The 20,706-nt window shown below is 58.5% G+C and carries 16 protein-coding genes; 4 read left to right on the forward strand and 12 right to left on the reverse strand.

Going from position 1 to position 20,706, the window contains the following annotated elements; all coding sequences use genetic code 11:
- Positions 1-245 precede the first annotated feature (245 nt).
- The gene (locus A3OW_RS0113550; protein ID WP_020563984.1) at positions 246-785 is read left to right on the forward strand and encodes an REP-associated tyrosine transposase; all 540 of its coding nucleotides are present in this window, start codon (positions 246-248) and stop codon (positions 783-785) included.
- A 348-nt stretch (positions 786-1,133) separates the two neighbouring features.
- Here the strand turns inward: A3OW_RS0113550 and A3OW_RS0113560 are convergent, their stop codons facing one another.
- From A3OW_RS0113560 to A3OW_RS0113570, 3 genes are all read right to left on the reverse strand, one after another.
- Positions 1,134-3,590, reverse strand: a complete 2,457-nt coding sequence (locus A3OW_RS0113560) for a TonB-dependent siderophore receptor (protein ID WP_020563986.1) — start codon at positions 3,588-3,590, stop codon at positions 1,134-1,136.
- A gap of 129 nt (positions 3,591-3,719) precedes the next feature.
- Positions 3,720-4,679, reverse strand: a complete 960-nt coding sequence (locus tag A3OW_RS0113565) for a FecR family protein (RefSeq protein ID WP_020563987.1) — start codon at positions 4,677-4,679, stop codon at positions 3,720-3,722.
- Between the two features lie 224 nt (positions 4,680-4,903).
- A complete protein-coding gene (locus tag A3OW_RS0113570) occupies positions 4,904-5,413 on the reverse strand; it encodes an RNA polymerase sigma factor (protein ID WP_020563988.1) in 510 nt (169 codons plus the stop codon).
- Between the two features lie 371 nt (positions 5,414-5,784).
- Between A3OW_RS0113570 and A3OW_RS0113575 the strand changes: the two genes are divergently transcribed.
- Both A3OW_RS0113575 and A3OW_RS25005 read left to right on the forward strand, forming a co-directional pair.
- On the forward strand, positions 5,785-7,056 hold the full coding sequence (locus tag A3OW_RS0113575) for a sialidase family protein (protein ID WP_020563989.1): 1,272 nt from the start codon (positions 5,785-5,787) through the stop codon (positions 7,054-7,056).
- Position 7,057: 1 nt separating this feature from the next.
- Entirely contained in the window at positions 7,058-7,582 is a 525-nt protein-coding gene (locus A3OW_RS25005) for a TlpA family protein disulfide reductase (protein WP_020563990.1), read from the forward strand.
- Positions 7,583-7,680: 98 nt separating this feature from the next.
- Here the strand turns inward: A3OW_RS25005 and A3OW_RS0113585 are convergent, their stop codons facing one another.
- Positions 7,681-8,067 (reverse strand): VOC family protein, encoded by a 387-nt coding sequence (locus A3OW_RS0113585; protein ID WP_020563991.1) that lies wholly within the window; start codon positions 8,065-8,067, stop codon positions 7,681-7,683.
- A gap of 82 nt (positions 8,068-8,149) precedes the next feature.
- Entirely contained in the window at positions 8,150-8,749 is a 600-nt protein-coding gene (locus A3OW_RS0113590) for a DUF1579 domain-containing protein (RefSeq protein ID WP_020563992.1), read from the reverse strand.
- Positions 8,750-9,128: 379 nt separating this feature from the next.
- Here A3OW_RS0113590 and A3OW_RS0113600 point away from each other — a divergent pair, with 379 nt between their 5' ends.
- Positions 9,129-9,497 carry a TonB-dependent receptor domain-containing protein gene (locus A3OW_RS0113600; RefSeq protein ID WP_020563994.1) on the forward strand — a complete coding sequence of 123 codons (369 nt, stop codon included), beginning with the start codon at positions 9,129-9,131 and terminating at the stop codon, positions 9,495-9,497.
- Between the two features lie 155 nt (positions 9,498-9,652).
- Here the strand turns inward: A3OW_RS0113600 and A3OW_RS0113605 are convergent, their stop codons facing one another.
- From A3OW_RS0113605 to A3OW_RS0113635, 7 genes are all read right to left on the reverse strand, one after another.
- Complete coding sequence (locus A3OW_RS0113605) at positions 9,653-10,855, reverse strand: PepSY-associated TM helix domain-containing protein (protein ID WP_020563995.1); 1,203 nt, start codon at positions 10,853-10,855, stop codon at positions 9,653-9,655.
- Positions 10,856-10,953: 98 nt separating this feature from the next.
- Complete coding sequence (locus A3OW_RS0113610) at positions 10,954-13,377, reverse strand: TonB-dependent siderophore receptor (RefSeq protein WP_020563996.1); 2,424 nt, start codon at positions 13,375-13,377, stop codon at positions 10,954-10,956.
- A gap of 221 nt (positions 13,378-13,598) precedes the next feature.
- Positions 13,599-14,558 (reverse strand): FecR family protein, encoded by a 960-nt coding sequence (locus A3OW_RS0113615; RefSeq protein WP_020563997.1) that lies wholly within the window; start codon positions 14,556-14,558, stop codon positions 13,599-13,601.
- 90 nt (positions 14,559-14,648) lie between these two features.
- On the reverse strand, positions 14,649-15,164 hold the full coding sequence (locus tag A3OW_RS0113620; protein ID WP_020563998.1) for a sigma-70 family RNA polymerase sigma factor: 516 nt from the start codon (positions 15,162-15,164) through the stop codon (positions 14,649-14,651).
- A gap of 465 nt (positions 15,165-15,629) precedes the next feature.
- Positions 15,630-16,844, reverse strand: a complete 1,215-nt coding sequence (locus A3OW_RS0113625) for a sialidase family protein (RefSeq protein WP_020563999.1) — start codon at positions 16,842-16,844, stop codon at positions 15,630-15,632.
- Positions 16,845-17,034: 190 nt separating this feature from the next.
- Positions 17,035-19,506, reverse strand: coding sequence for a TonB-dependent siderophore receptor (locus A3OW_RS0113630; protein WP_020564000.1), 2,472 nt, complete (start codon positions 19,504-19,506; stop codon positions 17,035-17,037).
- Between the two features lie 193 nt (positions 19,507-19,699).
- Entirely contained in the window at positions 19,700-20,653 is a 954-nt protein-coding gene (locus tag A3OW_RS0113635) for a FecR family protein (protein ID WP_020564001.1), read from the reverse strand.
- Positions 20,654-20,706: the final 53 nt, after the last annotated feature.

A 20,706-nucleotide genomic window follows, 5' to 3' on the forward strand; every position in this document is an offset into this window, starting at 1 on the left:
GCGTAGGTCGGGCACGCGCTTTTTGTGCCCGACATTTCCAATGGCTTGAAGAGGACATGGTTTCAGACCATCGCAATATTCCGAAGCATAATCGCCACATGAACGTCGGGCAACGATAAAGCCGTTGCCCGACCTACAGCTAAAATATCGGGCAAAAAGCGTTGCCCGATCTACAATTTTATTATTCGCTACCGCGTTTCGTGTGGTTGTAAAACGGCCATTTGCTTATTTCGGAGAGAGTCGCCATGCGCTATCGCCGCGCCAAAACTCCCGGCGGCACGTATTTTTTTACCGTCGTGACTTTCCGACGGCGCAAATTCTTGTGTGAACCAGGCAACGTCGAACTGCTGCGCACCGCTCTCCGTACTGTCAAATCCGCCTATCCTTTCACCATCGATGCGTTCGTACTGCTGCCGGATCACCTGCACTGTATTTGGACATTGCCGCCCGGAGATTCGGATTACCCGATGCGCTGGAATGCCGTCAAAAAATATTTCACCGATCATTGCCTCGACGAATATAAATTGCCGCGCACTGCCTCAGAGCGGCGCAAGCGGATGCAAACCATTTGGCAACCGCGTTATTGGGAGCACCAAATCCGCAACGATCGGGATTTCGAACAACATTGCGACTACATCCACTGGAACCCGGTGAAACACGGTTGGGTGCCGCGCGTCGCCGATTGGCCATATTCAAGCTTCCACCGTTTCGTACGCGTTGGGCTGTATCCACCGCATTGGGCGGGCACAGCGCAAGCCTTCGACAGCATCGATTACGGCGAGTAACTCCCAAACGGAGCGCAGGTCGGACTCGCTTTTGTACCCGACATGTCCAATGCTTCAATCCGATACAGAGTTTGGGACCCGCCATATCGGGATATGATCGCCACTCAAACGCCGGGCAGTGACGCAGAGCGTGGGAACGATGAACCTGCTGGACAAGGAATATTTCCCTGCCTCGGCGTTCAGCCGCAACGGCATCGAGGTCGGCGCGCCGAGAATGTTTATGGGATCGGTGCGGATAGAGTATTGATATTGCCGGCCGGAGTTTGTAACCTTGATCCCGAATGCTTCAAACCCGTCCGGCCGCTTCGATAACACATGATGGCCGGACTACTTGCTTACGTTTTCGATTTAAAACTCCACCCGCACCGACCCCAAAAACAAGCGCGGCGTACCGACCGTGCGGCTGCTGCAGGCCCCGCACAGATAGGCGTCCGGAAAATACGTCTTGTCGAGCAAATTGTTCACGTTCAATTGCGCAGTGATTTTCGACCGGCCGGCTTTCCAACTGTAGGCCGCCAATAAATCGACCGTCGCGTAACCGGCGGTTTCGTAACCGTTGTTCGATCCGTCGGTGGAGCCATCGCGCAGATTGACGCCGCCGCCGACCTTCAATCCGTGCAGCTCACTCTGCTGAAAATCATAGGTGGACCACAAACTGCCGACGTTGCGCGGCACCGCATACAAACGGTTGCCGACCAGACCGCTATTATCCTTGGTCACGCGGGTATCGAAGTTGGCGTAGGTCGCGATAATATTCCAGCCCGGCAAAACTTCGCCGCGAATGTCTATTTCAGGTCCCCGGCTGCGTACCTCGCCGGCCGCGATCGAAAAATTGCCGGTCATGTCGGTCGGATCCCGGGTCACGACATTTTGTTTGGTAATGTCGTAATACGCCAAGGTAGCACTGAATCTGCCGTCGAAAAATTCGAACTTGCTGCCGATTTCCCACTGCTGCGCACTTTCCGGCGACAACGGTTTGCCGCTTCTCGTCCTGGCCCATTGGTTGGAGACGCCGAAGTTTTCGATGTAATTGCCGTAGAGGCTCCACCAATCGCGCGCCTGCCAGAGGACACCGACCCGAGGCGTCACCGCGTCGTCGGCCGGTTGCGAGGTTTCCGCGAGATGATCCCATTGTTTGACGTTCTGGTAGCGCAAGCCCCCCAACAAATGCAGGCCGTAAGGCAATCTGATCTGATCCTGGGCGTAAAGACCGAAATAATCGGCACTGTTGTTGCTTGGCGACCAGGCGGTCGTGAAAGGCGTAATAGGCTGATCGTTCTGCACCGGATTATAAACGTTGATCGATGCCAGATCGGTAACATAGGGGTGCGAGAGATTGTCCGTACGGTAATAATCCCCCCCTATCAGCAGTGTGTGCTTGAACAGACCGGTATTGAAATGCCCGGTCAAATCCACCGTGGTGTAATAGGTAGCCTGCTGGCCGGGAATATGGTAGCGGGAACGGGAAAGGGTATTGTCGGGATTCAGTTCCGAGCTCGCAGCGGTAGTCCATTCTTGTACGGTATCCAGCAAATCGGCGACGAAACGCTGCTGAATGGTCCAATCATCGTTGAATTGGTGCGACCAATTCAAGCCGATCAGTTTTTCTTCGACGCTGCTCGGCGTCCGTCCCATCAAGTTGCGTGACCTCGGCATGTCGATAAAGTGCCCGTTGATATAAGGCCAGGTGTTATTGTCGTAATTGAGGTTGTCGTGTCGGTATTCCATCTCCAAGGTGGCTTGCGTCCGGGGGCTGATATTCCAGGTCAGCACCGGTGCCAGAAAAGTCCGCTCATTGTTCACGAAATCGCGGAACGAGCCGCTGCTTTCGAACGAGCCGTTGAAACGGTACAGCAGCGTGTTGCCTTTGGTCAAAGGCCCAGCCGCATCCAGCGTGGTACGGTACAGATCGAAAGAACCGAATTGCTGTTGCAACGCATAGTAAGGCGTCGCCAACGCTTGTTTGGTCACGACGTTGACCATGCCGCCCGGCTCCATGCGCCCATACAGAATCGCCGCCGGCCCTTTGACCACTTCCAGACGCTCCACGTTGGCCATTTGCCGAGTGCCGATCGAGGAATACTGGCTGTCGACACGAAAGCCGTTGCGGAAATAGGTCGAAGAACGAAAACCCCGCAGAAATATATCGTCCGAAAGCCCGCCGGAACCGATACTGATAGTTGCGCCGGCGACATTTTTCAGGGCCTGAGTCATCTGGATCGTCTGCTGGTCGTCCAGTACCGCTTTAGGAATCACCTGGACGTTGACCGGCGTTTCCATCAGCGGCGTCTCGGTTTTGGTTGCCGAGGCGGCGGCCGTCGCCGAGTAGTCTTTGTTGTAAGGATCGTAGGCATCATAGTCCGCGTCGGCGGTAACTTTCATGGCCGGCAAAGTCGCCGCGCCGGATTGGCCGCCGGGCCCGGCCGGCTCGGCCTGGCGCTGCAAAATCACGCTATCGCTTCCGCTGAGACGATAGCCTAACCCCGATCCCGCCAGCAGTTTTGCGAGCGCCTGCCGGGGTGTGTAGCGCCCCACGACGCCGGCGCTGTTAACCCCTTGGGTCAACGCGGATGGAAAACCGACTTGCCAGCCGGTTGCCGCGATGAAGTCGTTGATCGCCGCCGCCAGCGGTTTGGCTGCGATGTTGAAATCAACGGTCTTGACGCTTGCTGCAGGAGGATGTTCGGCGGTACCGGCATAAAGGGCCTGCGGCGCGGCCAAGGCCGGCAAGATCAAGGCGATCGCGGCGGTCAGTTTGCGCCAGGCTCCGGGTACGGGCCGAACGGTGGTATCGGAAGGAATCATGCTTTCTCCTGTAGGTTGAAAAAGTTTTCAACGCGCGATGCCGCGCGGATGGAGAAAGAGACGTTTCGACAGGACAACTACACACTTGAGCAGAAGAAATTTTTTTGCCTCCCTGTTTTTTCGCTAAACCTACATCGTCAACACCGTCAAATACGGCGACAAATGCACGACATGCGCACCGACAATGTCGGCGAGGTTCCGGATCACGGCGTCGATATCGCCGAGTTTGTAATTACCGGTGATTCGGGTCGCGGCCAGCTTGCCGCCGGCTAGATAAATCACGCCCGGATGGTAGCGGTCGAGTTCGGCGACGACTTCGGCCAGCGGCCGGTCCTGAAAAATCAGCCGCCCTTGCAGCCAGGCGAACGCCGGCAAGCTGTCGGCCGCGCTGCGTTTTTCGACGCCATGCGCAGAGATGGCAGCCTGCTGACCGGCGGTCAACCGTAGCGTTGCGCCGGTGCCGGCGGCGCAGGCGACGATGCCGCTTTCGACCGCAACCTGCGTAGCGCTGCCGGCGCGCACCGTGAACCGGGTACCGACGACCTGCACCGTGGCGTCCGCCGCGGCGACGATAAACGGCCGCGCGCTGTCGGGCTTGACCTCGAAATAAGCCTCGCCATGCAGAATCCGGATGCCGCGCCGTTCGCCATCGAAATCGGAGGCCAGCGCGGTGTCTGTGTTCAAGGTCACCAGGGAGCCGTCCGCCAGGACGATGCGGCGCTGCTCGCCGGCAACGGTCGCATAATCGGCGCGCCAGCGGTCGATCAGGCCGCCGGCATGCAAGCCCCAGCCCATCGCCAGCAATAAACAGGCCGCTGCCACCCACGGCCGCAGCGGCCTGCGCCGCGCCACCGGCAACGATATCGCCGCATAATGCGCCAGCGCGTCGTTCAAGACCGGCGATTGCCACAAATCCGCCACCCGCGCATAGGCCTCGGCGTGTTCGGGACTGGCGTCATGCCAGGCGGCAAAGGCCCTCCGAATCTCCGGCCCGGCCTGGCTGTCCTGCAGGCGCGCGAACCAGGTCAGCGCCTCATCCAGGACGGCGGCTGACGCGGGGTTGGGATCGGGAACAGTGTGCAAGGCCATCGATACGAGTCAGGAAAAGGGCAAGCCGGGATTTTAGCAAGATAAGACGTTTGGGCGATACGCCCGATCGCATTTGGCACTTTTTTCTTAACACGACAGACATGAGACGGATTTCTTCACCCCCGTAAAATAAAACTCTTCCGTGAGCGTCGCTCCCGCCACTCGCTTGCGATTTTCGATAGGGACTGGCTGTAGCGTCCAACGCGGAGACACCGGCAGCCACCTTAATCCTCTCCGGATTGCGCCGCCAGCAAATGCGCCAGCGCCGCGCGCACGTTCTTTTCGACGGCGCTGCGGGAAAGGCCGAAATGAGCGGCAATGCGCTCGTAAGTCCAATGATGATATTTGTGCAGCAGCAGAATTTGCCGTCGGCGCTCGCTCAAACCCGCCAGGGCGCGGATCATTTTCTGCACCTGTTGCTGATGATCGAGCGTTTGCTCGGGCGTCGGCAGGGCCGAAGGCAGGCGCTCCAGCAGACAGCTTCCGTCGTCATCGTCCGGCTCGGCAACGGTGGACCGATGCCGTTGCTTGCGCAGATGATCGAGCGCCAGATTGCGCCCGACCTGGTATAGAAACGGCCTGGGAGCGGCAATGTCCCGGCTCCCGGATGCCTGTGCGAAACGCAGATAAGCTTCGTGCGCCAGATCTTCGGCTGTGTCCGGACAGCCGACGATGCGGAAAATAACCGCGATCAGCGCGTCTCGGCAATCCAGAAAAAAGGCGTCGGCGTTCAAAGAGGCTATCCGGGGAGTTGGCGGAAAATTCTGCCGGCAACCCGTCAATTCGGACCGGCCTGCACTGTGACAGCAAAATCCGAGCCATCTTCGGGTTTTGCGGTTTTCACCGTCCCCGTCCGGTTTGATGAACGAAAAACCGTGTCATATGCCACAAGTAAACCGTGGCATATGACACAGCCGATTCGGACTGCCGGGCCGGGAGCTCTGTTGATCGGCCGTCCCTCTTCGTCCCCCGGCAACAACATTCGATAAAAAAATTGCCGAAACGGGTGGGGATTTTACGAGCTGAAACGTCTTATTACAGTGTAAGTCGAAACCGGCGCCTGCCGGCCGGCTTTTCATCCTTGTCTTTTACCGCGAGCTTTGTCATGAAACCATCCATTACCGGCAAATCCAGGCATTCGCCTTTGATTACGAAGCCTGCCTGCCTGCGGGCCGGCATTCTGACCATCCTGATCTGCGTTTTCGCAAAAGCGCATGCCCTTCCGGCGCAAACCTCGGCGGCTCCGGCGTCCGCTCTTTCGGTACAGGAGATTGAGCCGCCCAGCGCCGCCAAAAGCCGCCAGGCCCATCTGTCGGCCGCGAGCGGCGGCAAATTGATCCTGAGCTGGGTGGAGCCCGCGCCCAAGGCAGAAAAAATACTGAAATTCGCCTGGTACGACGGCAAGACCTGGTCGGCGCCGCGAAACGTCGTCCGCCTACCCGCCATTTACGATCTGCCGAAAGTAATTGAACTCAACGACGGCGCGCTCGGCGCGGTCTGGGGCACCGAAACCCGGATCAAAAAACAGTCGAGCAACGAAGTGTACGTTTCCCGTTCGGCGGACGGCGGCCTGACCTGGAGCAAGGCGGTCAAGGCCAACAGCGACCAGAAAGTCAAGACCGCCCGTTACAACGCATACATCGCCCCCTTGCCCGAAGGCAACATGGCGGTATTCTGGTCCGATGCCCGGCACCGGAAAAAAGACAAAGGAGAGCAGTATCTGATGGGTACCGTGATGGACGGCAAAGGCCGGGTCGAGCACGATTTCGCGGTCGACGACAACATCTGCTCCTGTTGCCAATTGCTGCCGGCCCGTTACAAGGATCAACTGTATCTGACTTACCGTGACCACCTGCCCGGCGAAGTGCGCGACATTGCCGTGCTGCCCTGGCCCGGCCTCCGGACCGCAAAAGCGGTGCGCGTCCATTCCGACAACTGGGTGCTGGACGGCTGTCCCGGCCAGAACGTCGGCGCTTCCGCATCCCAAAACCGCTTCGGCGTCGCCTGGTTTACCGCCGCGGGTGGCAAGGGCAAGGTTCAGGCCGCGTTTACCGACGATCCGGGCAAAGGCTTCGGCGCCCCGGTCAACGTCGACCCCGAGCATCAGCCGCAAGGCGAAGTCAAAATGGTGATGCTCGACGACGACCGCGCCGTGGTGCAGTGGCTGCGCACCACGCCCGAAGGTCCCTCGCTGCAACTTGCGCTGGTGTCCGCTTCGGGACAGGTGCTGGCCGAACGCCAGCTCAGCAAGCCGAGCTGGAAAACGGCCTTCGAATGGCCGAATCTGCCGACTGCGGCGCAAGGTGGCGGCAGCGCTTATTTTTCCTGGCTGGACACCGAAGCCGAACGCATCCACGTGGTCAAGGTAGGGCTTTAAAATGACCGCAAAAGCGCAACCCCGGCTTTCCTTCCTGCTGTTCCTGTGCAGCATTACTCTGATTTGCTCGACCGCCAGACCGGTAACGGCCGGCGCATCGCTCCATGCCTTCACGGCCGGCAGCCTGGAAAAAATTCAGGCCGACTATGCCGGCCGTCCTTTCCTGCTGGTTTTGTGGTCGCTCGACTGCCCGCCCTGCCGCAAGGAGCTGAATTTGCTCGGCGATCTGAAAAAACGGCATGCCGACTTCAATCTGGTGCTGATCTCCACCGATGCCATCGAGCAATCGGACCAGGTGTCTTCGGTTCTGGCTTCGCACCACCTCGCCAATTCCGACGCCTGGATCTTTTCGGAAACCAGCGCGGAACGCCTGCGCTACGTCATCGATTCGTCCTGGTACGGCGAGATGCCGCGCAGTTATTTTTACGACCCTCAACACCACCGGGCAGGAATCAGCGGCGCCTTGAAAGCCGACCGGATCGAAGCCTGGCTGGCCTCATTCAAAACCGCGGCGGCCAAGCCGTAGTAAGCCGGACAGACAAAGCGAAGCCCGACAAGCTCTGTTGGGCTTCCCGGCGTCAGCCCAACCTGCCCGGACTCAATCGCTCCTGATGACCCTTCCCTTCATTCCGGACCGCTGCCGTAAGGACGGGTGATCACTTCGAGCAAATGCCCGTCGGGATCGTCGAAATACAGACCCCGGCCGCCGTCGTGGCGGTTGATCTCGCCGGGAAGCGCTTTACCCGGATCGGCCCAGTAATTAAGGCCTTGTTCGCGCAGGCGTCGGAAAACCCGGTCGAAGTCGTCCTCGCCGATCAAAAAGGCCAAATGCTGCATGGCGATGGCGCCTTCCTTGTCGTGGAAATCCAGCGAAACCCCGTTGCCGAGTTCGACGACGAGAAAGGGCCCGAACGGGAAGGCCGGCGGCAGGCCGAGCATTCCGGTCAAGAAGGCCGACGATTTCCGTTTGTCGCGGCACCAGACGATGGTGTGGTTGAGTTGTATGCTCATGGCATTTTTTCCTTATGGGCAGAAACCCGGCCTGATACGTACATCCGGTCCGGGTTTTTTGCATCGTTAAACCCGAACCGCGCTATTCTTTGCGCGTATAGGTAAGCTCCAGCATCTTCATTTCTTTGCCGCCGTGGTGAGCGCCGTACATGTCGAAGGTCTGGTGATTGCTGTCGACGATCTTCCAGACGGCGCGGTGCGTCATGTAGCCGCCGCCCGGCTCTTCGTGCTTTCCTCTCAGCGTGATGGTTTTGCCGTCCGCGCTCGCGGTGCCCTCCATCAGGAAAATACCGGTGCCCATGTTGTCCATCCACGCCGTGATATATTTCTTGCGCAGATTGTCATAGCCGTCGATCCCGATGCCAGAGAAAGGTTTTCCCATCATGCTGCCGTTGAATTCCTGGTAGAGAAAGCGCCCGTCGAGCAGCATCTTCATTTCCGCGCTGCCGGTCGATTCCGCCGGCGGCTTGCCGGGTTCCATCCATTCCCGGCTCTTGACGGTCCAACTGCCGGCCAAGGTGGCGAACAGTTTGTGAGGTTCTCCGGGCGTGGCCAGCTTGGTATAAAGCTCCATCATCGCCTGGGGATCCATCGGTTTCTTGGCCTGTTTTTCCCTGGCCGTAGCACCGGCTGCCGCCAGCATCATACAAAGACTGATCAAGACAAGTGACAAAATACGCATGGTTTTCTCCTTTTATTTAACGTCGAGTGAAAGAAATTGACAAATATTCGGGAATTGCCCGCGCCGTCAATGCGCCGGCCATCCCGAGACTCATTCCTGAATACTAAAATTAGGAACTCAAAAACGCTCATGAGTTCCGTCCTTAGTCGTACGGGGGCGGGACAAATCGACAAGCCCGGAAGAAATTTTTTATTTTACGCGGCCGGCGGTTTCGATTGTCTCCGAATGGATCCGATCAATTGAAACAGGATTCACCCCAACGGAACAGCCCTGTATCGCTCTTTCTACAAGGCTGCCCGAAGCAACCCAAACCACCGGTTCGTACATCGATTCCGAAATCACCCGGAACGTCGGCCTCGTTTTCGACGATCTCGGCAACATGATCGGAACCGACAGCGGCAACACCGGCCACCGCTTTCATGACGTCCCCGTCCACGGCGGCAGCCTGTGGAATACCTACCGGTTCCAGGACGGGGAATTACAGGGGCTGACGCTGGGCGCGGGATTGGTCGCTCGCGGCCAACGGGAAGGCAATAACCAGAACGACTTTCAAATGCCGGGTTATGCGTTGGTCAATCTGATGGGCGGATACGAATTCAAAGTGGGCAAGTCGAAAGTCACCGTTCAGTTGAATGCCGACAATCTGCTCGATAAAAAATATTTTCCGAGCAGCATCGGTTTCGGCAGAAGCCGGATCGACATCGGCGCGCCGCGCACTTTTCTGGGCTCGGTAAGGTTGGAATTCTAGAGCGGTTTCTGTTTGCGATCGGCGAGCCATTCCACACGGTTCCCACGCAGAGCGCTCATCGTTATACACATCCTCCGTCATTCCGGCATACCTTCTGAGGCACAAGTGGATTCCCGGCAGGCATCGAATTCATCCTGCTTTTAACCTGTTGGTGACTACGTTTGTTTTCTTGCAATCGCTGCACGCCTTTTTTGCAGCCAGCGGACGACGCCGGTAACAAATAACAAAACACAAGCCAAGCCGGACAGAAGTACCAGAATCCGCCCCGGCATGCCGAAAAAATAGCCGGAATGCAAAGGCCACATCCATTGCATGAACACGCTTCCGCCCGACCCTTGCAGCGAATCGAAAACGTGCAGCAATTCTCCGTAGCGGTCCACGATCACTTTGCGGCGGCCGTAAAATCCGGCACCCAACGGCCCGTGCACGGTAAAGACGTAAACGCCGGTTTCGTTTTTGGGAACGGAAAACCAGTAAAGACGGCCATCCGGGTAAAGGGAGGCCGCTTTTTTCCAGGCCTGATCCACCGTCACGGCAACGCTGTCGGTGCTCGGCTCGGTGCGATAATCGCCGACGGCGGCAACGGGTGAGAAACGCTCGACCAACCATTTGAACGGGCCCGGCAAATTCATCGACACGCCCGAGATAAACACGGCCGACAACAACACAGTCGAGTAAAAGCCGAAGGTTTTGTGGAGATCGTAGTTGAGACGTTCGCTGCCGGCATGGCGTTTGACGGTCAACGCTTGCCGCCATTTTCCGGTCAACGGCCACCAAACGATCAAGCCGGTCAGCAGGGAAATGAAAGCCAGCACTCCCAATATTCCGACCAATACTGCGCCGTCATTACCCGCCAACAGCGTGTAGTGGAGTTTGAAGACGAAACCCATGAAGCAATAGGCGGTCAGATCCGTGGCATGATAATACACACGGGTGCCGACGATTTGCGCCGTGTATGGGTTGACGAAGGCATTGACGCTGTGTGTGGCACCATTGCCGGCCGGCACGTCGAAAAAAACGACGTACGCCTGCTCCGGGCTCGACGGCGGATAGGCGTAGGTGAATACGGCGCCGGTCGGCATGGCCGCCTGGGCGGCGGCCACGATGTCGGCCAGCGGCCGAATATTTGCCGCTTCGGATACGGCAACCGTCGTCAACTCGGGATTCAGCCAGCGATCGATTTCCATCCAGAACGTCAAAATGCTGCCGGTCAGGCCGATCACCACGAGCACGGCGCCCGCAAACAAGCCCAGATACAGATGAACTTTGAGCCAGAGCCTGCGCCGTTTTTTAAGCCGAGTGAGCCGTTGGTTGCGCCAGGTCGGTTTAACCGTTAAGAGATTTTCAGGTTGTTCCATAAGCTTATTACTCCATCATGGCGGCGTTGTAGAAGCGCAGTAGGTCGGGTTGGCGAAGACAACCCGACCTGTCGGAAGAAGGATATGTTGGGCTGCCGTCAAAAATCCAGTTTGACCGATCCGAGAAAAGTAATCGGCTCTCCCGGCGTAACACCGACCCGATTGGGTCTGGAAGACGCATAGTACTGCTTGTCCAACAAATTCTGGATATTGAACTGCACGGTCAGGTTCGAGAAACCAAGGTGTTTGACGTATTTCAATGCCGCATCGACTCGCGCATAGCCGGGAAGCTGGTAGCTGTTGGCCAGATCGCCTTCGCGCTGGCCGACCATGAACACGCCCAATCCGGCGCTAAGTTCCGGGAAATTAAACTCGCCGAATTTATGATAAGTCCACAGGCTGCCCGAATGCGTCGGTACGCCGTACAGACGATGCCCCTGATTGCCGTTGCCGCCCGAACGGTCCTTATCCTTGGTGATTTCGGTGTCGGTCAACGCATAACTGCCGATCACGTCCCAATTCTCCGCGACTTGGCCCTGAATGTCGAACTCGATGCCGCGGCTTTCCGCGGCGCCGGTCTGTTCGACGAAGCCCTGTGCGGCCAATGCCGGATTGGAATGAGCCGTGCGGAGATTTTCTTTGGTCAAATGGTAAAAGACCAGGCTGGAAGTCAGTTTTCCGTCGAGCCAGTCGGTCTTGAAACCGGCTTCGCACTGGCGCGAACGATTGGGCTGCAACGATGCGTTATTGACCGTACGCCCGGTCACCGAGCCGTTGAAGCCCTGCATGTAACTGGCATAGACGCTCAACCAGGACCAAGGTTGATAGAGCAAGCCAACGCGGGGACTGAATTCGCTGTCGCTGGCCGTCGCTGGATCGGAGCGGTCGGCATTGAACGAACTGGCGGATTTGGCATTGTCGTAGCGAAACCCCGCCAATAAATGCCAATTCTTGGCAATGGTAGCCTGATCCTGCAGATAAAAGCCGAACCATTTGTCGTCGACTTTTGCAAACGAGTTGTAAGGCATGACGGTGGTGTCGACGATGCCGTTGCCGTAAACGGGATGGTAAATATTGATCGGATCCGGACCGTCTGCGCCGGAAAGAGAAACGCCGTCTTCGGTAAAACTGGAATCGAACCAGTCGCCGCCCACCAACAAGGTATGATCGACGCCCCAAGTCGAAAATTTACCGGTCAAATTGAGCGTGACGAAGTCCGAATTGAAGTCGTGCGGAGCGGCATACCAATTTCGGCTCAAATCGCCCGTCGTTTCGTTCAACGTGCCGGGACTGTTTTCTCCGCTTCTCATCGCGTATTGATCGTTGAATTTGAAATACTTGGCCTGTATTTTCCAGTCGTCGGTGAAATAATGCGTCAACGTGATGCCCCCGCCTTGAGCCTGATGCGGGAAACGGTCGGTCGGTTCACCTAAATAACGGCTGATCGGGATGTTTGCCGGCCGATTGCCGATGACGGGAATTCCCCAGTCGATGATGGTTTCCTGGTCGAAATATTGATACTCCAGGTCAATTTGGGTCCGGTCGGTGATTTTCCAGGTCAATTTGGGCGAAACGAAGGCTTGTTCGTTGAAAGTAAAATCGCGAAACGTGTTTTTATCGAGATATTCGAAATCGAGACGGTAGGACAGCGAGCCGTCTTCGGTCAACGCACCGGTGGCGCCGAGCGTGGTGCGGTAGGTATCGTAGGAGCCGAACTGCTGCTGAATGGAATAGCCGGCTTCCGGCCGAGGACGCTTGGTCGTGACGTTGATCAAACCGCCGGGCTCCAGGCGCCCGTACAGCATCGCCGCCGGTCCTTTCAGCACTTCGATGCGCTGCACGTCGGCGGTCGAGAACAACGCGCCGACCGACAGCGAACCGTCCCGGTAAACTTGCGTCAAGCCCCAATTGTTGGTGGAGTTTTCGAAGCCGCGGATGATGAACGTGTCTTCCAGCGTGCCGAATCCGAAGCCCTTGACTACGCCGCTGACGTTTTTCAACGCGTCTTCCAGACGAATCGCCTGCTGATCGTCGAGCACCGCTTTCGGAACGACTTGTACCGACATCGGCGTTTCGATCAAGGGCGTGTCGGTTTTGGTACCGGTGCTGGCATTCGGAACGGAATAGTCCCGGCTGTTCGGATCGTTCGGATCGTACTCGGCATTCCCCACGACGCGCATCACCGGAAGAGTCGCCGTTTCGGCGCTTGCCGTGCCGCGGCCGGCCGGCGTGATCGTCACGGTACCGTTGCCGTCCAGACGATAGTTCAGCCCGCTGGCGGCCAGCAGCCGTCCGAGCGCCTCGCGCAGCGTATAATCGCCGGCCAACGCACGGCTCTGGCGGCCGGCCGCAGTTTGTTCGGCATACAGCATCTGCGCGCCGGACTGGGCCGCGAAAGCCTGTAACGCCGACGTCAAGGGCTGTGCAGGGATCGAAAAATGCAGCTTTTGCTCATCCGCATCGGCGGACTGGGTGAAGGCGGCGATAAGGGCCAAACTCAAGCGTTTGCCGGTCTGTGTCATGGTGCGTATCTCCTGGTTTAGGGTTTACAGGGATAGACGCACCGGCTTTGAAAAGCCGCCAGCTTTTTGCAGAAATTTTCAAAAGACGGAAAGGACCGTAAAGCGTTTTTGCGACATCAAAACGCCATGAGCCACCATCGTCGTGGTTGTATTGCCTAGAGCCGAAACGCCTTACGCGGGGCGCAGGAAATCGCCTTAAACAACATCAGCAGAACGCCCGATCAGCGGCGGGCTTCCAGAACGATTTCCCGCTCGCCGATCCATTTGGCTGTAACCGGCAACAAGGCACCGACCGCATCGAGCATCGCATTCAGTTCGCCGGTGCGGAACGTGCCGTTGACGCGCAGCTTGGCCAGTTCGGGATCCGGCACGCGAATCGCGACATCGTGATAACGGCCGATTTCCGCGAGCGCTTCATCCAGCCGCAACCCTTGAAACGACAACAAACCTTGCCGCCAGGCCGTTGCCGAAGCAATGCTCCGGCCATCGGCCGCAATAAAGGCGCCGTCCCGGTAAGCGGTCTGCTGCCCGGCCGTCAAATCGCGCCGGTCTTCACGTGTTTCCACCGAAACGCGGCCTTCCTCGACCGTCACGTCGACGCGCTCCGGTTTTACATACACGTTGAAAGCAGTACCGAGGTCGCGAATGACTCCGTTGCCGGCGGCCACTTCGAACGGGCGATCCCCATCGTGCCGCACGGTGAAAAACGCTTCGCCGTGCAGCAGGTCGACCTGGCGCCGGCTGCGGTTGAAACGGACGCGCACTTCGGTGCCGGTATTCAGCTCGATGCGGGAGCCGTCCGCCAGCGTGACCGTCTGCCGTTCGCCGGTTGCGGTTCTATAGGTGTGGGTCAGGCCCAGCCCGCCGTCGGCGGAAAAAGTGCCGTAAATCACGCCGATCACGACCATCGCCGCTGCCGCGTAAGACCACAAAGGCCTCGCGGCGGGCCGCTTGCGGTAATGCAAGGCCGCTTCGCGCGCCGGGAAAGGAGCCGTTTTAAACCGATCCAGCCATTGCCAGTGCTCGGTAACGTTGAGATACGCCCGCGCGTGCAGAGGATTTTCCTCCAGCCAGGCATCGAGGTCCGCACGGTCTTTTGCGGTAAAAGCGTCGGAGCGGCTGCGCAGTAGCCAATCAACGGCCTGTTCGCGCACTCGTTCCGGAATGAAGGATGTTTTCATACGGGTATCGATAAGACCTCAACCGAAAGATTCGACATTTTATCGGATTATCTTTATAGACGCCTGCGGCATTGAAATCCGCCATGACTTTTACGGCGACAGGGCATCCATGCGCTTGCTGATATGTTGCATGGCAAGACGCACGTAACGCTCGGAACAACGTACCGAAACGCCCAGACGGACGGCGATTTCGGCATGGGAAGAGCCTTCCAGGCGGAATAGAATGAACGCATGACGCTGCAATTCAGGCAATTCATCCAGCCATCGGCTCAGATGATCGAGCGCTTCCCGGGCTTCCCAGTAGTGATGAGGGGATAGCCTGGAATCCGCAACGGTTTCCGCTTCGGCTTCGTGATCACCGCATTGTTCGCGGATTTTCGCACGGCGATGTCGGTCGACGGCCAGATTGGCGGCCGTCTGAAACAGAAAGGCGCGCGGGTTGCGTATCGCTTCCGGCTCCGGGTATTGCGACAGGCGCAGAAACGATTCCTGGACGATGTCCGCGATGTCTTGTTCTTTCGGCCAGCGCCGCGACAGAAATGCGGTGACTTCGTGCGCGTAATTCAGAAAAACGTCATGCAAAAAAGGATGGACGGATTTGGGCATTGTGTCGGCAGCGGTTTGAAACGCAAGACATAAGGATTTCGTCAAAAACGACTTTCTGAAATCCAATCGCAGGTGGGAGCGGTTTTACGCGAGAGCGCCTCGATCGCGGCTAAAGCCGTTCCCACGCCGAATGGGCTTGAAATTCGTGGAAGTCATTTTGCGGAATCCCAAGCAACATCGATGCCAATGCGCTGAAATCGCCGATTCGAGTTCTAACGTGGCTCGTGCAAAGCATCCATGAACAAAACCAGGAAACTCAACCTCCCCGCCGCTAATAAGAAACCCAATTGGCTGTGTGATATGACATACGCGCTGCGCCATATCACACAGTAAATCACGATGCCGCTTGAGCTTATTAACCCGGACCTTAAAATACCGTTCGCCCTGAGCCTGTCGAAGGACCTGCCTGATTGGGCTTCGACGGAGGCCCAGCCCGAACGGAACGCCGGGAATAAAAAGGCCGGGTTAATAATCGAGCATGACGGCGGCAAGCCGTACCCTGTTCTTCGCCGGGTCGGTCCAGGCAACGAAAGCCTGTTGGCCTAAACGTACCATGCCGGGGTATTTGCTCGGCCATTTCGGAAAATCGCCCCGGTAAATGACGGTTTGCCGACTGATGCCTCCTGCCTCAACCATTGCGATGCGCAGTTCGTCTTCCGGTCCCGCCCTGCCCCGCCAACTGACCAACGCCGCATCCTGGTTCAACAACGATACGTTGACGTAGCCGTTGGCGTTGTCGTCCACTTCGACCGGTTTCGCGAAACGCTTGCCGCCGTCCTTCGAAAACGCAACCCTGACGCGGCCTTTGCCGTCGGCGGCGGAAAACCATGCGGCCGCCGTAGCAGGTCCCGACACATCGACCGCCGGTCCGTTGCTCGGACAACCTTCGATATGCCAGCCTTCGCCCGGCACCGACGCCGCCTGCGCCTTGCCGCCCGGCCGCCAGCGCACGGCGGCGGTATCGCGGATTTCGCCTTGCGCATGGTCGCGGTAGACCGTCAGCAAGTCTTCGCCCCGAGCCGCGGTATAAACCCGGCAGCAGGAGCACACGTCGCCGTCCAACGTCGTCTCTTTGCCGGCGCGTTGTTGATTCTTCGCGAGCACGGTCGCCATCAGCCGGTAACGGTCCTTTTTCTTGTGGCCGTCGGCGTCGCGCATGTCGGTCCAGACCAACGCGATGCGTGCGTCCGGCAACGGCGTCAGCGACATTTGCGCATCGTAGATGCGCGCCTTTTTGGCATAAGGTTTGAATGCCGGGCTCCAGCTCAGGCCGCCGTCTTGCGACCGGGCCAGGTAAATGTCGGCGGCGTATTGGCTTTTCCCGCCTTTGACGTAAGGCATCCAGGCAGCGGCCAGACTGCCGTCGTCGAGCCCGAACACGACCGGCGGATCGCCGAGTTTGCCGTCGACCCGGCTCACGGTGCGGACGGGCGACCAAGCCGGCCCTTCACGCACGGCGAAGCGGACCGTGCTGCTTGGCCCGTCGCTTTCGACCCAACTGAGAATCAGGCGACCGTCGGCGGTTTGCGACAAATGGTGCTGCTTGCTGCCTTCGGCCGCCGGCACGTCGAGTTCCTGCACCGGAAACGCGGGTTGTCCACCGGCGGCCGCCGCCGAACTGCAAAACCCGATGAACAATACGGCCGGAAAAAATCTTGTCAATACTATAAAAACCGTCATTTCGTTTATTCTCCAAAAATCAAAACATCATGGTCTCGGCAAAGGCGTTGCTGCCAGGGGAAGATAACCCGGCTTCGATTGGCCGGCGGTAATCCTTGCGTAGGTTGGGTTAACAGCTTTATCGTTAACCCAACCTATCCATACATCGAATGTTGGGTTGCAAAAAGTGCAACCCAACCTACGCCTACTGTCAATACTCCAGCCGGAGCGAGCCGATCGCGGTCAGCGGCGCGCCCGGATAGACGCCCAGGGCCGGCGCGACGTTGGAATCGGGATCGGTCGATTCGTAATATTCCTTGTCCAAAAGGTTACGGACGTTGAATTGCGCGGTCAGGCGGGTCGGCCCCACGTAACGCTTGTAAGCGACAAAGGCGTCCATGCGCACATAGCCCGGCAGTTGAAACGAATTCTGGAAATCGCCTTCACGCTGACCGGCCAAAACGCCGCCGACGCCGAAACTGAAGCCTTCCGGCGCGTCGGTGCCGTTCAACGCGTACTTCAGCCACAGGCTGCCGGCATGTTCCGGTACGTTGGCGAGGCGGTTGCCGGCCGTGCCGCCGCTGTGGTCTTCGAGAACGCGCGCATCGGTAAAGGCGTAACTGCCGATCACGCTGAGCTTGTCGGTGACGTAGCCGGATACGTCCAGTTCGATGCCCTGGCTGCGCTGTTTGTTGGCGATTTTATCGAAGGGGTCGGGCGTCGACAGGTCGCTGACCAGGATGTTGTCCTTGGTCAGATAGTAATACGCCAGCGTTCCGATCAGGCGACGGTCGAACAGTTGCGTTTTAATGCCGGCTTCGAATTGCTCCGCAATCTGTGGAGCAAAGGTCCGTCCGTCGGCGGCCGGCGCGTTGTTGGCGCCGAACGACGTGGTCCAACTGCCGTAGATGCTGAGTTCTTTCCAGGGTTCGTACAGGATGCCGACCTTGGGGCTGAAGCCCTGGTCTTTGCGGGTATAAGGGTCGACCAGATAGCCTGCGGTTTTGAAATCGAAAGCGTTGCCGCGCCCGGTTTCCGCCCAGTCGTGACGGCCGCCGCCGATGATGTGCAGTTTGTCCCACAGCGTAATCTGGTCCTGAAAATAAACGCCATACCACCCGTTGTAGATCACACTGCGATTGAGCCCCGGACGGGAAGATGTCAGAAAGGCCGCGTCGAAGACCGGTTGCGGAATACCGTAGCTGGAGTACGGGTTATAGATGTTGATCGCCAGATTCGGGTCGGGGGCAATCCATTGCCCATCCGAGCCGTACTTGTTGAACACGCGGTAAAAATCAAACCCCGCCAGCACTCGATGCCGGGTAAAGCCGAGATCGAATTTACCGGTAATGTCCAGATTGGTCGCGTAGGTTTCCTGCTCGTTGCTCTGGCTGAAGATATTGCGCTGCAACAACCCGGTAGACTGATTCAACGCGGCCGCCGCATTGAAGGCGGGCGCGGGGTTCACGAACGTATTGATGCCGTCGGTCAGGCTGGCCAGAAAGCGGTTGTGTATCGCCCAATCCTCATTGAAACGATGGTTGATTTCGGAGCCGACTTTCACACCCGACTGATACCCTAGCGGCGTATTCGGATCGCCCAGATTGCGGCTGATCGGAATCGGCGCGGGGCGCTTGCCGATAACCGGGATGCCGAAGTCGGCGGTCGCGAATTTTTCCGTGCCCTCGATGTCGATCGTAACGTCGGTGGCGTCGGTCGGCCGCCAGGTGATGCTTGGGTTAAACAGTTTGCGATCGGCCGAAACAAAATCGCGAAACGAATTGTTGCTCTGATAGGCGCCGGAAAAACGGTAGAGTAATTGTTTGTCGTCGGTAATCGGTCCACCGGCATCCCACTGCGTGCGGTAATGATCGTACGAGCCGAACTGCTGTTCCAGCGAATAATACGGCGCATCCAGCGGCCGTTTGGTCGTGATGCTGATCAGGCCGCCCGGCTCGGTGCGGCCGTACAACTGCGCCGGGCCTTTCAGCACCTCGATGCTGTCCAGATTGCCGGCGTCGAAATCGCCGAAACCGCCCTCGTTGGTCAACAGGCCGTTGCGATAAATATTGCCGGTTCGAAAGCCGCGGACGATGAAGCCGCCGCCCGCACCCAGCGACGGCTGTGCGCGCACGCCGCTGACGTTTTCGAGCGCGTCCTTGACCTTGGTCGATTTCTGGTCGTCCATCACCGCGCGCGGCACCACCTGCACCGAGAACGGCGTTTCCATGAGCGGCGTGTCGGTTTTGGTCGCGGTACGGGAATTCAATCGTTGATAGCCCGGATTGTAAGGGTCGGTCGCCTCGTATTCGGCGGCGCCGCTGACGCTGACCGGCGGCAGCGTTGCCGCGCCGGACGCGGGAGCCGGCGCGGCGGCCGGCGGTTTCTCCACCGTTACCGTCTTGCCGTTGGCGAAGCGGTAACGCAGGCCGGAGCCGCCCAGCAATCGCGTCAATGCTTCCGCCGGCGTGTAGTCGCCGTGCACCGCCGGGGCGCGGACGTTTTCGGCGATGCCGTCCTCGTACAGCACCTGCAGGCCGGTCACGGTCGAAAAGCGGGCCAGCGCCGAGGGCAAAGGCTGTGCGGGAATGTTGAACGGCTCGGCAATGACCGTCGCCGGCGCCAACAGCGCGGCGGTCAGCATGGCGGGGCGGAAAGAAAAAGGCAACGGGGTCGACGGCATAAACTCAATTCTCCTTGGTCAAAAACTCGGGTTGTGACACAAGACGAAACAAGCGGGGCTTTACCCTTAGTGCCGATAAAAAATTTTTGAAATCCTTACCTTGGGAGGCTGCCGTAAAAGTCAATACAGAACCTTCTCCCCGAGGAAGAGGCAGGGAGAGGGGGTTTTTACGGCCTTCTCCTTTGGCGAAGGGTTAATACAATACGACCACGCCGCCCGGAATCCGCACCGCCCGGGCGTGCAATATGGCGGTAAGTGCATCGACGACCCCGTCAGGGTCGTCGGCATTGAAAATGCCGCTGATCCTTCGTTCGGCCAGAGTCCGGCTCACCACAGCAATAGGCCCCGCTCGATAGCGGTTGACCTCCGCGACCACTTCTGCCAGGGGTTGCCGATAGAACACCACCTGGCCGCGCCGCCAGGCCAAAAGGGTGTCCACATCACCTGCGGACAGGGCCTCAAAACGGCCGTCCCGATAGCCGATCTGCCGCCGGGCAGAAACGGAGACCGACGCCATGCCGGAACTGACCGCCACCACGCCTTCGCTGACCGTCACCTGTACCGCTCCGGCCTGCTTTCTGACGTCGAAAGCCGTGCCTACCGCGCGCGCTTCGACGTTGCCGCCGGCAACGATGAACGGCCGTTTTTTATTCGGCGCGACTTCGAAATAGGCCTCGCCGCGCAACAAGTCGATCCGCCGCTCCGCGTTCGAATAATGTACGGCCAGGGCGGTATCGGTATTCAGGAGCAAGCGCGAACCGTCGTCCAGAGTGACGGACAGGCGCTCGCCCGAAGCGGTACGGTAATCGCTCACCGCGTTTTGGTAAAACGTCGGCAACCGAACCGAAACAACGGCCAACAGCAAAGCCAGACAAGGCCATGCCATCCGGAGGCCGGGCCTCGACGGCGGAGCCATCACAGACGCTTCGGCAGCCAGCCGGGCATGAACATTGACGGCCGGTGCGCGCAGCACCGTCCATAAATCCTCGATACGTTGATAAGCCTGCCGGTGCCGCGGGTCGGCTTTAAGCCAGGCGTCAAACCGCGCTCTGTCGTCGGCACTGACGTCGTCGGCCCGGAGGCGGGCAAACCACGTCGCGGCCTGATCGGAAATACGGGATGCGGTCCTGAAAGGTCGTTCTACCATGGCACAAGGCGGTCTCAAATAAATCCCATTATGATGACGAGTTCGGCTTTATG

This window comes from Methylosarcina fibrata AML-C10 (assembly GCF_000372865.1).
GTDB classification, from domain to species: domain Bacteria; phylum Pseudomonadota; class Gammaproteobacteria; order Methylococcales; family Methylomonadaceae; genus Methylosarcina; species Methylosarcina fibrata.